The following is a 15017-nucleotide window of genomic DNA, read 5'->3' as shown; positions in this document are numbered from 1 at the left end:
GCTCAGCTGATCAGCTGGCCAGCGGCAGCCTGATCTGTATATGACAGCCGGGCGTGCTGTCGATGGCGCACACCTGGCCGCCCAGTTGCTGCACGATGGTGTAGACGATGTGCATGCCCAGACCGGAGCCGCCCTGGCCCCGCTTGGTGGTGAAAAACGGTTCGAACATATGCTCGCGCACGGCTGGCGCCAGGCCGATGCCGTCGTCGGAGAAGTCGAGCAGCAGCCAGCGCGCAGCCGCGTCGGTGTCATCCTCCTCGATGCGCGCGCGTATCGTGATGCGCCCCGGCCCGCCCTGCGGATAGCCATGGCGGGCACTGTTCATCAGCAGGTTCGAGAGGATTTGCGACAGCTTGCCGGCCGCCAGGCGCACCTGGCAATCGGGGGCGATATCGAGTTCCACGCCCAGCGCCGCCTTGCGCAATTCCGGACTGTGCGCCGACACCAGGCCGTGCACATAGTCGTGCAATGCCAGGTCGGCCACGTATTCGCTGACCTGGTCCACGGCCAGTTGCTTGAAATTGCCGATCAGGTCGGCGGCGCGCGCCAGGTTGCGCTCGATCAAGGCGGCCGCCCCCTTGAGCGACTCGGCAATGTCGATCAGTTCGGCACGGCTGACCTTGGCGCCGCCCAGCAGCTGCACCAGCTGGTCGGCATAGCTGCCCATGCTCGACGCGGCCGTGAGCGCCACGCCGATAGGCGTGTTGACTTCATGCGAGACACCCGCCACCAGCGAGCCGAGGGCCGCCATCTGCTCTTGCTCGATCAGGTTGGCCTGCGCCGCCAGCAGCGATTCGGTGCGCACGCGCACGATTTCTTCCAGCTGCTGGGTACGGTCCTGGTGCTGCAGCTCGGCCGCGCCGCGGGCCGAGAAGATCGACAGCAGCAGCAAGGCCAGCAAACGCTTGTTTTCATCGATGGGACGCGTGTCGATGGCCGACAGGATGCCCAGGGTCTTGCCTTCGGTATCGATCAGCGGCATGCCGACATAGCTTTCCGCATGCATGTCGACGAGGAGGGTATCGAATGGAAAGCGACGCTGGATATCGCTGCCATGAAAACACATGCTCTGGCACGTCACGTCCTGACATGGCGTGTGCTGCAGGCTGTATTCGATATTCGGCTGGTAGCCGTCGCCGCCCCACAGGGCGAGGGTGCGGATGCCTTCGCTTCCATCGTCCAGGCGCACCAGGCGCCCGGCGATCACATAGTGCACGTCGAGCGCTTCGGCCAGGTCCTTGACGAGGATGCGCAGGAAGTCGTCGCCCCGGGCGTGCGCCGTCGAGGCGGTAATCGAGCGCAGGGCCGCTTCCGCCAGGGTGCGCCGCTGCTCGGCATCGAACAGGGGTTCTTGCGAATTCACATCAAACAACGGAATACTCATGAATGCTCCTGCACGGCACCGGAAGCGCAGGCACACCTGCCGGCGCGGCGACTCTCAGCCATGGCCCGCCCCAGCGGACCTGCCGCGATTGTACCCCTGGCTATTGCTTAATAATACAGATACACAGGAATTTTTTATAGCCAGCCGGAACGCTTGAACAAGTAATACATATAACCGCAGACACAGCTCATCACTGCCACGGCGGCCGGATAGCCATAATGCCAGTCCAGCTCCGGCATGAACTTGAAGTTCATGCCCCAGATGCCGGCAAATGCCGTAAACACGGCGAAGATGGCCGCCCAGGCCGCCAACTGCTTGTTCACTTCGCTCTCGTCGATGGCCACCATCGACAGATTCACCTGGATCGCCGTGCTGATGGTGTCGCGGATGGTGTCGAGCGTGCCGTTGATGCGCGCCAGGTGGTCGTGCACATCGCGGAAATACTCCTGGGTATCGTGGCACAGCGGCGGCACGCGCCCGCCGTGCAGCTTACCTACAGCTTCCATCAGGGGCGCCACCACGTGGCGCAAGACCATGACCTTGCGTTTCAATTGATACAGCCGTTCGATATTGTCGCGCTCGGTGCCACGGTCGAAGATACGGTCCTCGATCAGTTCCAGTTCCGATTCCAGCGCGTCGAGGACGGGAAAGTAGCGGTCGACGACGGCGTCCATCAGCGCGTACAGCACGAAAGCCGAGCCCTGGCGCAGCAAGTGCGGTTCGCGCTCGGCACGCGCGCGCACGCCGAGGAAGCCCTGCGAGCTGTTGCTGCGCGACGAAAGCACGTAATTGGCGCCGACAAAAATGTCGACTTCGCCCAGCACCAGTTCATTCTCGACCATTTCCACGGTTTTCACCACGGCAAACAGGGAATCGCCATATTCCTCGATCTTCGGGCGCTGGTGGCCCCGCTGCGCGTCTTCCACCGCCAGTTCGTGCAGGCAAAACTCGTGCTGCATCTGTTTCAGCTCGTCCGGCGTGGCGTCGAGCAGGGCGACCCAGACGAAACAATCGGGGCGCTCGACGTAATCGCTGATGTCGTCGATCGGCAAGTCGGCCAGTTTTTTGCCATCCTGGTAGGCCACGCAGTTTATGAGCATGCTATTCCACAGTTCAAGTTAACACCGGACGAAACAGTCCGGCAGGCGCCAGCTTACCTTATCGCCTGCAGTGCGTGTTGTGGCGTGCGAGGGACGCCGCGTGGAAAAGCGGACGGGGGAGCCCCCGTCCTGACCTGCGTCAATCGTCCTTGGCGCCGTCGATGCCCAGTTCCGAGATCTTGCGGGTGATGGTGTTGCGGCCGATGCCCAGGCGCACGGCGGCATCGTTCTTGCGCCCGTGCGTATGCTTGAGCGCCGTCTTGATCAAGGCCGACTCGAATTGGCGCCCCAGCACGGCCATGACTTCCTGCTGCCCCGCGCCCAGCATGCCGGCCGCCTGCAATTCCAGTAAACCAATCCAGCCCGGCGGCGCGCCGTTGGCGGGCGCGGCCGCCTCGAAGACCTGGCCGCCATGCGCATGGGCAACGGCCGCCGGCGCAGGCTCGCCCGCCGCCGCGCTGGCTGCGCCATCGCCCTGTCCCTGCGTCAATTCCAGCGGCAAGTCCTTGATTTCCACCGTCTGGCCCGGCGCCATGACGGTGATCCAGTTGCACAGGTTTTCCAGCTGGCGCACATTGCCGGGCAAATCGAGGCTGCTGAGGAACTGCATCGTCGGCTCGCTCATGCGTTTGGCTTCCACGCCCAGCTGGCGTGCGCTCTGCACCAGGAAGTGGCGCACCAGGATGGGGATATCCTCGCGCCGCTCCCGCAAACTGGGCAAGCGCAAACGGATCACGTTCAGGCGGTGATACAAGTCTTCGCGGAACAGGCCGTCGCGCACGCGCTGTTCCAGGTTCTGGTGCGTGGCCGTAATGACGCGCACGTTCGCCTTCATGGGCTGGTGGCCGCCGACGCGGTAGAAATGCCCGTCGGACAGCACGCGCAGCAGGCGCGTCTGCAGGTCGAACGGCATGTCGCCGATTTCATCGAGGAACAGGGTGCCGTTCTCGGCTTGCTCGAAGCGGCCGCGGCGCGTCGTCTGGGCGCCCGTAAACGCGCCCCGTTCATGGCCGAACAGTTCCGATTCCAGCAAATCCTTGGGGATCGCCGCCGTGTTCAGGGCGATGAACGGCTGCGCCGCGCGCGGGCTGTGCTTGTGCAGCGCGCGCGCCACGAGTTCCTTGCCGGAACCGGATTCGCCCGTGATCAGCACCGTCACATTCGATTGCGACAGGCGGCCGATGGCGCGGAAGACTTCCTGCATGGCCGGCGCCTGGCCGAGGATTTCCGGTGTTTCCGACGGTCCCGACTCGACGCTGGTCTCGCGCAGGCTCTCTTCCAGCGCGCGGCGGATCAGCTCGACGGCCTTGTCGATATCGAAGGGCTTGGCCAGGTATTCGAAGGCGCCGCCCTGGAAGGCTGCGACGGCTGAATCGAGGTCGGAAAAGGCGGTAATAATGATGACCGGCAAGCCGGGAAAGCGCGACTTGACCGTCTGCAACAATTCCAGGCCGGAAGCGCCCGGCATGCGGATATCGGACACGAGCACTTGCGGCGTGTCAAATTCCAGCGCGGCGATGGCGTCGCGTGCATTGGCAAAACTCTTGGTGGCGAGATTTTCCCGCGCCAGGGCTTTTTCCAGCACCCAGCGGATTGATTCGTCGTCGTCAACTATCCAGATTGGCTTCATTAGTATGTGCGTCCCGCAATGGATTTCATGGGTGGGATACCTCCTCGCTTATGGCAAGGGTAGAACGATCCTGAAATCGGTGTATCCAGGCCGGCTTTCGCACTCGATCACGCCCAGGTGCTGTTGCACGAAGGTTTGCGCCAAGGTCAGTCCCAGCCCGCTGCCGCCTTCCCTGCCCGACACCAGCGGGTAGAAAATCCGGTCGCGGATCTGGGGTGCGATGCCCGGTCCATTGTCAATGATATGCAAGTCTAATGCCAGGCCGTAACGGACCTTGGCCAGGGTCACCTGGCGCGCCACGCGCGTCTTGAAAATCAGCTCCGCATCGCCCGCCTCGATGCGCTCGGCCAGCGCTTGCGCCGCGTTGTGCGCGATATTGAGCACGGTCTGTATCAATTGCTCCTTGTCGCCGCGAAACTCGGGAATCGAAGCGTCGTAATCACGCGCAATGGTCAGGCCGCTGGGGAATTCGGCCAGGATCAGGCTGCGGACCCGTTCGCACACTTCGTGGATATTCACGTCGCCCACGATATGCGGGCGGCGGTGCGGTGCCAGCAGGCGGTCGACCAGGGTTTGCAGGCGGTCCGCTTCCTTGATGATGACTTGCGTGTATTCGCGCAGTTCGCTCAGGTGCAGGGCCGGCAGTTCCAGCTCCAGCAGCTGGGCCGCGCCGCGGATGCCGCCCAGCGGGTTCTTGATTTCATGCGCCAGGTTGCGGATCAGCTCCTTGTTGACCTGGCTCTGGTCGAGGATGCGCTCCTCGCGGTCGAGCTTCAGCTGCTGCACGTTCTCGCGCAGCTCGATCAGCACGCCGTCGCGCGGCGCGTCGAGCGCGCTGACGATGCTGTGCACGCGCAGCGGCTCGCGCCCCAGGCGCTCCAGGCTCAGGTCCTGGCGCAGGTCGGAAAATTTATGTTCGAGCGCCTGCGCGCAAATGCCGGCCAGTTCCTCGGGATTCAGGAACAGCGCCGTCAGTTTTTGCCGCGACAGCGCCTTCAGCGAGCTTTCCAGCAGGTTTTCCGCCGCCGCGTTGGCGTAGCCGATGCGGCCGTCGCCATCGAGCAGGATCACGGCTGAAGCGAGCAAATCAAGGCCGGCCAGGTGGGCGGGACGGCTGGAATGGTTGTCTAGTGTCATGTGCTTTACCGAATATTCGCGATCTCGCGTTTCAGGGCCTCGACGTTCTGCTGTGTCCGGCTAATGTTGTCCTTCAACTGCGCCACTCTTTCCTGGTATTTCGCGTAGTTACGCTCATTGCCCTGGCGTTCGGGCTGGCCGCCGTTGAATTCCAGGCGCTGCGCCGCCAGCTTCTGCTCTTCGCTGCGCAATTCGTCCTGCAGGATCTGGCGCCGGTCCAGGTCGCGCGCGCGCTGCTCGGCGCCATCGACCTTGGGAAAAGCGCCGGCGGCAGGCGCCGCCGTGGCCGCCGCCTGCAGGGCGGGCCGTACCGGCGCACCGGCCGGCGGCGCCGTCCTGCGTGGCGGCTCCGTCATGGCGCCCGGCAAATCGAGCAGCTGGCAATGCTTGCCAGCACTCCTGTCCGTGTACGTCTTGTGTCCCTGCGCATCGGCGCACACATACAGCTGTCCGTGCGCCTGTGCCGCCGCGCCCAGCAATCCTGCCATCAGCGCCATTCTGTAATGCTTGGTCAATCTTCACTCCTGTCGGCTCGTGCCGCATCGTTCCTGGGCCGACTATACAACACCGCACCGGCGCCGCCTTGGCGCCTTGCATAAAAAAACGCGGGCAAGACCATCGCCTCACCCGCGTTTTTTATTCACTACCGGCACATTGCCGGCGTGGCGCCATTACAGCGAGTAGTACATGTCGAACTCGGCAGGATGCGTGGTCATGCGCATGCGTTGCACGTCCTGCATTTTCAGTTCCAGGTAAGCGTCGATCATGGAATCGCTGAACACGCCGCCGCGGGTCAGGAATTCGCGGTCCTTGTCCAGGGCTTCCAGTGCTTCTTCCAGCGAAGCGCACACGGTAGGGATCAGTGCATCTTCTTCCGGCGGCAGATGGTACAGATCTTTCGAGGCGGCTTCGCCCGGATGGATCTTGTTGGCAACGCCGTCCAGGCCGGCCATCAGCAGTGCGGCGAAGCACAGGTACGGGTTCGCCAGTGGATCCGGGAAGCGCGCTTCGACGCGGCGGCCTTTTGGATTGGCCACGTGCGGGATACGGATCGAGGCGGAACGGTTTTTCGCCGAGTACGCCAGTTTCACTGGAGCTTCGTAGCCTGGTACCAGACGCTTGTACGAGTTGGTGCCCGGATTGGTGATCGCGTTCAGTGCCTTGGCGTGCTTGATGATGCCGCCGATGTAGTACAGGGCGAAATCGGACAGGCCGGCATAGCCGTCGCCAGCGAACAGATTTTTGCCATCTTTCCATACGGATTGATGCACGTGCATGCCCGAACCGTTGTCGCCAACGATAGGTTTCGGCATGAAGGTGGCGGTCTTGCCATAGCTGTGCGCCACGTTCCACACCACGTATTTCAGGTTTTGCGTCCAGTCGGCGCGCTCGACCAGGGTCGAGAACTTGGTGCCGATTTCATTCTGACCGGCGCCGGCCACTTCGTGATGATGTACCTCAACCGGGATGCCCAGCGATTCCAGAATCAGGCACATTTCCGAACGCATGTCCTGGAAGCTGTCCACTGGTGGCACGGGGAAATAGCCGCCCTTGACGGTAGGACGGTGGCCGCTGTTGCCGCCTTCGATGTCCTTGCCGGTCGACCACGAACCTTCGTCCGAACCGATCTTGACGAAGCAGCCCGACATGTCGATCTTCCAGCGCACGCTGTCGAAGATGAAGAATTCCGGCTCAGGGCCGAAGTAGGCGGTGTCGCCCATGCCCGACGATTTCAGGTAGGCTTCGGCGCGTTTCGCGATCGAGCGCGGGTCGCGGTCGTAGCCCTTGCCGTCCGACGGTTCGATCACGTCGCACTGCATGAACAGGGTCGTTTCTTCCATGAACGGGTCGATATTAGCCGTGTTTGGATCCGGCAGCAAGATCATGTCGGACGCTTCAATGCCTTTCCAGCCAGCGATCGAAGAACCGTCAAAGGCGTGGCCCGACTCGAATTTGTCCATGTCGAAGTGCGACACGGGAACCGTCACGTGCTGCTCTTTACCACGGGTATCGGCAAAGCGGAAATCAACGAATTTGACTTCGTTTTCTTCTACCATCTTCAAGACTTCTGCGGCTGTCATTGCCATGCGTATCTCCTAAATGAATGTGGGGTGAGCCGACCTTAGTGCGTCTGGGCTGATGAAGCGAAGCAAACATTGCGTGCCACCAAAACTCATAAGGATCATAGCAGATTCCATGCCAGCTCCAGGAGCACCCAGGTGCCGGCAACAAAATTACTGCCATCCCAGTGAAAGTTTTCATGCCCGCGATTTTGATGCGCATTTGCGTCAAATCAAGAATGCACTAAGCAAGTGCAAAAAACGAATAACGCACCATTATCGTGCATTTTGTGCGGATTGCCGAAAAATGCCTCGTTGTGGTGCATGCGCCGTGCACCATGGATTCCCGTTTGCGGGGCGCGGACGGCGCACTATAATCGTACACACACCTGCCCACTTTCATCGAGGACGCCATGACCACCGCCGCCGACATCCTGACCACCGCCCGCAGCCGGGCCAATGAAGGTACGCCGTATGCCGGCGCCGTCACGCCGCAGGAAGCGTATGACTTGCTGCAAGGCGATGCTGCCGTCAAGCTCATCGATGTGCGCACGACTGCCGAGCGCGACTGGGTCGGCCGGGTCGACATCGCCGATACCCAGCATGGTGCGGTGCAGTGGGCCACGTATCCGGGCGGCGTGCCGAATCCCGACTTCCTCGCGCAGCTGGCGGCCCAGGCAGGCAAGGACGAGGTGCTGCTGTTCCTGTGCCGCTCCGGCGTGCGTTCGCGCCACGCCGCCAAGCTGGCGACCGAGCACGGCTACAGCAACTGCTTCGACATCCTCGAAGGTTTTGAAGGCGACAAGGACGCCGACGGCCACCGCAAACAGATCGGCGGCTGGTGCAAGGCAGGCTTGCCTTGGCTGGGCGCCTGACGCTGGCCGCTTGATGCTGGCCGCTTGATTATCTGAACCGTGTTTGATCTGGCGGGCCACGCGATGGCCCGCCATCGGCTACAACCATCCATGCGCGCCCGATTTTTCAACTGCGGCGCAAATTCTCCTTGCGAACATGTACCTTATATAGTACAACGTGGAGGTGCGTCATGGATGCTTCCGGCTTGCGGCAGATTACCCTGCTGTTCTATGCGAACGGCAATGGCGGCGAACCCGTGCGCGACTGGCTCAAGTCGTTCCCCATCGAGGAACGCCATGTGATCGGGCAAGACTTGATGCATGCGCAATGGCGCTGGCCCGTGGGCATGCCCCTGTGCCGCCATCTGGGGCACGGTTTATCAGAAATTCGCAGCAGCTTGCCCGGCAAGCGCATCGCGCGCGTGCTGATCTGCCATCACGGCGATTGCCTGGTGGCGCTGCACGGCTTTATCAAGAAAACCCGGACGACGCCGGACGATGACCTGGCGCTGGCCCGCAAACGCCACAAGGAACTGACATGAACGCCACCGCACCCCACCTCGGCAGCAGTCTCGACGACTTTTTAAAAGAGGAAGGCATCTTTGAGCAAACGCAAACCCGCGCCATCAAGGAAGTGATCGCCTGGCAATTGACACAGGCGATGCAGGAACAATCGCTGTCAAAGACGCGTATGGCGGCGCTGCTGCAGACGAGCCGTTCGCAACTCGACCGCCTGCTCGACCCCAGCAGCGACGTGACGCTTTCCACCCTGGAGCGGGCCGCCGCGCTGGTCGGGCGCAAGCTGTCGATCACCCTCGTTTAAGCGGATTAAGCGCTCAGGCCGGCTCTCCCGACTCCGGCGCCGCTGGCGAATATTCGCCCATCAGTGTCAGGATGCGCTTGCGCACGAAATTGATGTGGCTGCGCAAGCCATACAGGCCATCCGCAAACGACAGCGGTATCGATATCTGGTTGACCATTTCCTCGATCTGGTCGAGCCGTTGCAATTGCGCCGCATACACCTGTGTGCGCTGCCCTTCCGGCACGTCTTCCAGCGCCTGCTCCACCGTGCGCAGCTGGCCATACCAGCGGTACACGCGCGAACGGATGCGCCACACGTACAACGGCGGCACGACGCGCGACAGAGGCAGGATCAGGGCGCCGAGCGCCACCACCAGCACCCACATGCGGTCGAAGAAATTGGCCAGCCAGAAACTCATGTAGCGCTGCAACACGGGCGCGCCATCCTTGTAGAATTTCAACGCTTCCGGCGCCACGGGAATTTCCGTGTAGCGCGCAGACGGGAACTGCCCCTGCTGCTGGAACCAGCCCGTGCCGCCATGGATGCCGGCCGCCGCCTGCACGAACAGGTCGACCAGCGCCGGATGCAAGTCTTCGCGCGCGACCAGGGTGGCCGTCGGCGCGATCAGGTGATAATCCTGCGCGGGAATGTTTTGCCCCAGGTCGACGATGCCACGTGGCAAGACGACATGCGTGAGGAAAGGCAGGCGCCGCGTGTACGCCTCCGCTTGCGAAAAATCAAACAGCTTGATGCCCGGCGTTTGCAGCAGCATCTGGATCAGCGGCGCTTCCGGCGCCGAGCTGAACACGAGACCGTCGATGCGCCCTTCCAGCAGCTCCACCGTGGCGGGCGTGTTCTGCAAGTCGCTCACCGTCAGCTCCTTGGCTTCGACGCCGTTCACAGACAGCAACTGCCGGAACAGGCCGGGCACGCCCGTGCCTTCCGGCCCCAGGTTGATCTTCAAGCCCTTCAATTGCGTCAGTTCCGTCACCGCCTTGTCTTCGCGCATGAACAGCCAGACGGGTTCCGTAAACAGGCTGCCCAGGGAAATGAGGCCGTGGCGCTCGGCATCGTCGTGTTCCGTCGAGCCGCTTTGCACGAAGGCAATGTCGGTCGTGCCTGCGTTCAGGCGCTGCAGGTTTTCCTGCGAGCCCAGCGACGGCTGCAAGGTCACCTTGATGCCGTGTTTGGCCAGGGTGGCCGCGTATTTCTTGCCGAACTCTTCGTAGGCGCTATTGTCCTGCCCTGTCGACAGGGTCACCTTGCGCGGCGGCGCCGGGTCGACCAGCCAGTAAGCGAGCGCACAGAACGCGCCGACCAGCAGCAAGGTGGGACCGGCGGTGGCGAGGAAGTCGCGCACGGAAAAGCGGCTGAACGCGAGGATTTTGGACATGTGGTGGCGCATAGGTTTCATGGGTGGCTACGATGCCAAGAAAAGCTCAACTATGCAAGGCACTTTCACATGCGTGGCGTGGTCATTTCGGCTACAGTGGCAGATCACTCATTCGCCCTTCGGAGCCCTGCATGCTGAAAATTCTTGGAAAAGCCGCCTCGATCAATGTACGCAAAGTCCTGTGGACGTGCGAGGAACTCGACCTGCCGTACGAACGCGAAGACTGGGGCAGCGGCTTTCGCGCCACCGACGACCCGGCCTTCCTGGCCCTGAACCCGAACGCCATGGTGCCCGTGCTGGTTGACGGCGACCTGGTGCTGTGGGAATCGAACACGATCTGCCGCTACCTGTGCGCCCAGGCGGACCGCGAAGACTTGCTGCCTAGCAATCCCCGCGCCCGCGCGGAAGTGGAAAAATGGATGGATTGGCAGATGGGCGATTTGAACAACAGCTGGCGCTACGCCTTCATGTCGCTGGTGCGCCACAGCCCCGCGCACCAGGATACGGCGCAGCTGGCGGCCGGTATTGCCGGATGGAACAAGATGATGGGCGTGCTGGAGCAGCAGTTGCAGCGCACGGGCGCGTATGTGTGCGGCGAGCAATTCACGCTGGCCGATATCGTGCTGGGCCTGTCCGTCAAGCGCTGGCTGATGGCGCCCATGCAGCGCCCCGAGTATCCGGCCATCGCCGCGTATCACGCGCGCCTGGAAGGTAAAACGGCCGTGTTTGCCGGTTAGTCCAGTTCGATTGCCTCGACCGTGCCGCCGATGACGTAGCAATCGCCATCGCGGCGCACTTCCTCCAGGGTCGCAGGGTCGTCGTGCGTGTAGGTGCCGTCGACGTCGACGCACCAGACGTCGCCGAAACGCAGCAGCTTCACGCCGCAGCAGATGCGGTTGATGAAGTTGCCCGGCATCCTGACCAGCACTTCGCGCACGTCACCCACCGTGATGGCGACGTTGCGCCAGATGTTGCCCTCCAGTTCATGATTTCTCGCGTACACCACGATGCGCACGGCCTGCACGCCGCGCGGTCCATACACATGCTCGAATGATACGAGCACGCCATCGTCGAAGCGGTGATATTGCGCAAAGATGTGCTGCGTTCTTTCCATAGCTTCTTTCTCCTCCATAAAAAAACCGGCCCATTCAGGCCGGCTTTTCATTGCAGCAACGTTTTAATTCGTACACTGCTTCGCCACGCCCTCGGCCGGCGCGGGCGGCTCGATCAGCGGCATCAGGCTCGGCGCCAGCGACACGAGCAGTTGCACCGGCAAGGCGCTGGTGAAATCGTAATTCTTCGATTCCGGCCCGCGCACATACGCCGTCATGCTGCCATAGAAGCGCTCGCCGATATTGAAGACGAACGTGGCCGAACGGTTCACATAGCGCGACTCGATCAAACGGCCACCGGCGCCATACACGTCGAAACGCTGGTCGCCCGTGCCCGTCTTGCCGCCCATCGGGATCGGCACGCCGTCGGCGCCGACGAACGCCGTCTTCGCCCGCTTGGCAGTACCGTCCGACACCACTTCGCGGATGGCCTTGGCGACGGCCTTGGCCACGTCCGGCGACAACACTTGCTCCGCCTCCACCTTCGTGCCCCGCTTGACCATGGTGTCATACGGCGTGTTGGCAGCGAAATGCATGGAATCGATGCGCACGCTCGGTTTGCGCACGCCATCGTTGATGATGATGCCCATCAACTCGGCCAGCGCGGCGGGACGGTCGGCCGAGGCGCCCAGGGTGGTCGCATACGATGGCACCAGCGAGTCGAACGGATAGCCCATCTTTTTCCACTGGCGGTGGATTTCCAGGAACCCTTCCACTTCCAGCAAGTTGGCGATGCGGCGGTCCTGCGCATGCTTGCGGTGCGTATTGAACAGCCATTTATACACTTCCTGGCGTTCCTTTTCGCTGGCCGCCACCATCTGCGACAGGGTGGAACCTTCGTGCTGGCGCAGATACGCCACCATCCACAGTTCCAGCGGATGCACATTGGCAAGGTATCCCCGGTCGGCCAGCGACCAGTTTTCCATCGCGTACTGCTGGTACATCTTGGCCACGCGCTCGGGCGGTACTTCATTTTGCGACGGCAAGTTGGCGTTGAGGAAATCGCCGAATTCCGCGACGGTCCCTTTCGGATTGACGGTGCGGAAGATATTCGCCAGGCGCACGGGTGTCGGGCGGATGCTGGCCAATAAAATCTTTTCCTGCTCGTCGACGCTCTTGCCGCGGTACTTCTGGTAGAAGCGGTGCAGGAATTCGCGCCCTTCCTTGTCGGCAAAGCGGCTCAGGTACTGGGCCCGGCGCGGATCGTCCGCGTCCGCCAGCAGCGAGGCCGAGGAATCGGGACGCGAAAACATGTAGTAGCGGGCCACGTCGCGCATCAGGCGCACGAACACCAGGTTGGTCGACTGGCGCAGCGCCTGCTGCACCGTCATGATGCGGCTGTCGTCGAGCTTGGAGAAGTTGCCGAAATGGTGCAAGCCGCCGCCCGTGAAGAAGCCTTCGCCCGGATTGCCCGAGTATTTGCGCTCCATGGCGGCCGCCAGCATGGCGGGTAAATTGCGCGCCTCGCCGAGCGGCAAAGGTTTCAGATAGGCAATTGCCCACTGCGACAGCATGTCCTTCGGATCGACGGCAATCTTGCCCAGTTCGGCGGCGCCCATGCCGCTGTAGCGCTGGTGCAACTGGTCGATGATGTCCATGTACGTCACCAGGGTGCGCAGCTTGGCCGTGGAACCGAGGTCCAGCTTGGCGCCTTCGTTGATGTCGAGCGGCTGGTCGTAGTTATCCGTCTGCACGCGCAGCAAGTTGGCTTGGTCGCCCTTTTGCAGCAAGGTAAAACTGTAGACCACATTGGCGGGGTCGCCATTGCCCAGCATGCCCTTGCCCGTCAGGCCGGCCGCTTTCGCCACTTCCGGGTCGCGCAACTCGCGCAAGACCTTGGTGACGGCGTTTTGCGCCTGCGCGTCGAGCGTGCTGACCACTTTCAGGTCCAGGCGGTCGAGGTTGTACAAGCGCGGATCGCCGAGCATGCTGGCCAGGTGGTTGCGCACGGCATTCGAGGCCTTGCGCGTGACGAACGAAGTCGATGCTTCCGATTGCACGCCCGAGGCCGTCGATGGGCGCAGCTTCTCGGCGATGGCCGCATTGCGCAGCTGCGGCGAGATCACGCCCGCTTGCGCCAGCAGGCGCAGATGGCTGTTGGTCAGCTCTTCCAGGTCGGCGCCGCCTGCCACCAGGTAATGCGAGGGACGGCGCTGCGCGATCAGCAAGCTCAGCGCCTGCTTGTAGGCCAGCGCACTGCCCGGCTGGTCCATATTACCTTTGAGCAAAGTTTTCACTTCGGCAAACGGACGGCCATACCAGACCCACATGCCGTCTCCGATACCGTTGACCTCGCCAAAGCCGCTCTTTGCCGACAGCGGCACGGTATTGAGGTAATTGACGACGATCTTGCGCCGCGCTTCCATGGTGTTTTCGCCATCCTGGTACGAGCGCAGGCTGGCCGACAGCATCTGCAGCAGCTTGTCCTGCATGGAACTGGTGCGGCCGTCTTCCGAATGGCGGTATTTCTCGATCTGCGTGGCCAGCGTGCTGCCGCCGCCGCCGCGGTGGCCGCCGAACAGGTTCAGCGCCTTGTCGAGAATCGCCTTGCTCAGGCGGTCCCATTCCACGGCCGGATTGCGCTCGGGCGTGCCCGGATCCAGCAATTCGCGGTTTTCGATGAACAGCAGGCTTTGCACGAGCGCGGGCGGCGCTTCGGCGAAGCCGTCGAACATGCGTTCGGGATAGCTGGCCGCAAACAGCGGTGCAGCGCGGCAATCGAGAATGGACAGGCCCGCGCGGTTTTTCTCGTGATACGTGGCAAAGATGCCCCGGTCGACCAGTTGCACCATCTTCGGCGACATGCGCGCCTGCGCCGTCACTGCATAGTCGCGCGCATTCAGTTTGGTGATGAAGTCGGGCAAGCTGGCATAGCCGAGGCGCTCGTCATACGGGCCGTGCTGCGGATAGCGGATGGCGCCCGCCGGTGCGGGGCCGGGCTCGACCTTGAACGATAGCTGGCGGTCCAGGCGCGTGAAAAATTCCGCCTGCAGGGCCGAGGTGCGCACTTCGCGCATGACGAACCACGCCACGCCGGCGATCAGCGCCAGCAGGATGATGGCAAAGATGGGCCAGATGCGCGAACGGCGCTTCTTCGGCGGGCTCGCCGGCGGCGGCGCCTCGGCAGCTGGATCGGAAGGGGGCCGCTCTTGCGCGGCCAGATTGACGCCTGTGTCTTTCATGGGATGCTGGGGTAAGGTTGGTTTTGGACGGCGCGGGAAATGCGGCAGCGATACCGCTCCGCGCGGGATAAGACGAGGGCCGGCAAGGGCCGGTCACAACAAAGCTTGCTTAACATGATGTCCATACCGGTGAATCAAAAAAACACGTTACTGCACAGGCAGGCGACCCCGCGTTTGACACGCAAGGCCCCTGTTCACCATTCCACCACATCGGCATGAAAACGACTGACGAGCGCGCACAAAAATCTTGCTTCATTGAAGATTTTCGCAAAAAAACAACGTCTTGGAATGTACGCTTGCGTACATAGATGCACGGCGGGCTGGACCCCGGCAAAAAAGCCGCCGGCGCCGGGCTGGCTGCAT

Annotated in this window: 13 protein-coding genes; 4 read left to right on the top strand and 9 right to left on the bottom strand. The window is 62.3% G+C overall.

What is annotated here, in order from left to right; translation table 11 throughout:
• Window positions 1-10: 10 nt before the first annotated feature.
• The 6 genes from BZG29_RS06505 to glnA all read right to left on the bottom strand — a co-directional run bounded on the left by BZG29_RS06505 (window position 11) and on the right by glnA (window position 7338).
• Window positions 11-1384 (bottom strand): GAF domain-containing sensor histidine kinase, encoded by a 1374-nt coding sequence (locus BZG29_RS06505; protein WP_077400248.1) that lies wholly within the window; start codon window positions 1382-1384, stop codon window positions 11-13.
• A gap of 134 nt (window positions 1385-1518) precedes the next feature.
• Window positions 1519-2484 carry a magnesium/cobalt transporter CorA gene (gene corA / locus BZG29_RS06500; RefSeq protein WP_034760218.1) on the bottom strand — a complete coding sequence of 322 codons (966 nt, stop codon included), beginning with the start codon at window positions 2482-2484 and terminating at the stop codon, window positions 1519-1521.
• 139 nt (window positions 2485-2623) lie between these two features.
• Window positions 2624-4114 (bottom strand): nitrogen regulation protein NR(I), encoded by a 1491-nt coding sequence (gene ntrC / locus BZG29_RS06495; RefSeq protein WP_077400245.1) that lies wholly within the window; start codon window positions 4112-4114, stop codon window positions 2624-2626.
• Window positions 4115-4162: 48 nt separating this feature from the next.
• The gene (glnL, locus tag BZG29_RS06490) at window positions 4163-5251 is read right to left on the bottom strand and encodes a nitrogen regulation protein NR(II) (RefSeq protein WP_077400242.1); all 1089 of its coding nucleotides are present in this window, start codon (window positions 5249-5251) and stop codon (window positions 4163-4165) included.
• Between the two features lie 5 nt (window positions 5252-5256).
• Window positions 5257-5739: a DUF4124 domain-containing protein gene (locus tag BZG29_RS06485; protein ID WP_077408988.1), complete on the bottom strand. Its 483-nt coding sequence runs from the start codon at window positions 5737-5739 to the stop codon at window positions 5257-5259.
• 183 nt (window positions 5740-5922) lie between these two features.
• A complete protein-coding gene (gene glnA / locus BZG29_RS06480; RefSeq protein WP_070219258.1) occupies window positions 5923-7338 on the bottom strand; it encodes a type I glutamate--ammonia ligase in 1416 nt (471 codons plus the stop codon).
• Window positions 7339-7724: 386 nt separating this feature from the next.
• On the opposite strand from glnA, the gene BZG29_RS06475 reads away from it, so the two are divergent.
• The 3 genes from BZG29_RS06475 (at window position 7725) to BZG29_RS06465 (ending at window position 8988) form a co-directional block, all read left to right on the top strand.
• Window positions 7725-8186: a rhodanese-like domain-containing protein gene (locus tag BZG29_RS06475; protein WP_077400239.1), complete on the top strand. Its 462-nt coding sequence runs from the start codon at window positions 7725-7727 to the stop codon at window positions 8184-8186.
• Window positions 8187-8356: 170 nt separating this feature from the next.
• Complete coding sequence (locus tag BZG29_RS06470; protein ID WP_077400236.1) at window positions 8357-8707, top strand: type II toxin-antitoxin system RelE/ParE family toxin; 351 nt, start codon at window positions 8357-8359, stop codon at window positions 8705-8707.
• Window positions 8704-8988 carry an XRE family transcriptional regulator gene (locus tag BZG29_RS06465; RefSeq protein ID WP_077400232.1) on the top strand — a complete coding sequence of 95 codons (285 nt, stop codon included), beginning with the start codon at window positions 8704-8706 and terminating at the stop codon, window positions 8986-8988. Before BZG29_RS06470 ends, BZG29_RS06465 begins: the two co-directional genes overlap by 4 nt.
• Window positions 8989-9001: 13 nt before the next feature.
• Here the strand turns inward: BZG29_RS06465 and BZG29_RS06460 are convergent, their stop codons facing one another.
• A complete protein-coding gene (locus BZG29_RS06460; protein WP_077408987.1) occupies window positions 9002-10360 on the bottom strand; it encodes a TAXI family TRAP transporter solute-binding subunit in 1359 nt (452 codons plus the stop codon).
• A 131-nt stretch (window positions 10361-10491) separates the two neighbouring features.
• On the opposite strand from BZG29_RS06460, the gene BZG29_RS06455 reads away from it, so the two are divergent.
• Complete coding sequence (locus BZG29_RS06455) at window positions 10492-11097, top strand: glutathione S-transferase (RefSeq protein WP_077400229.1); 606 nt, start codon at window positions 10492-10494, stop codon at window positions 11095-11097.
• Here the strand turns inward: BZG29_RS06455 and BZG29_RS06450 are convergent.
• Entirely contained in the window at window positions 11094-11474 is a 381-nt protein-coding gene (locus BZG29_RS06450) for a hypothetical protein (RefSeq protein ID WP_077400226.1), read from the bottom strand. The genes BZG29_RS06455 and BZG29_RS06450 overlap by 4 nt on opposite strands.
• 63 nt (window positions 11475-11537) lie before the next feature.
• Complete coding sequence (locus tag BZG29_RS06445) at window positions 11538-14654, bottom strand: transglycosylase domain-containing protein (RefSeq protein WP_077400223.1); 3117 nt, start codon at window positions 14652-14654, stop codon at window positions 11538-11540.
• Window positions 14655-15017 lie beyond the last annotated feature (363 nt).

Origin of the sequence: Janthinobacterium sp. LM6 (assembly GCF_002002885.1) — a bacterium.
In the GTDB taxonomy this organism is placed as follows: domain Bacteria; phylum Pseudomonadota; class Gammaproteobacteria; order Burkholderiales; family Burkholderiaceae_D; genus Janthinobacterium; species Janthinobacterium kumbetense.
Note: the sequence above shows the minus strand (reverse complement) of the source record. Positions and strands in the feature narration are given on the sequence as shown.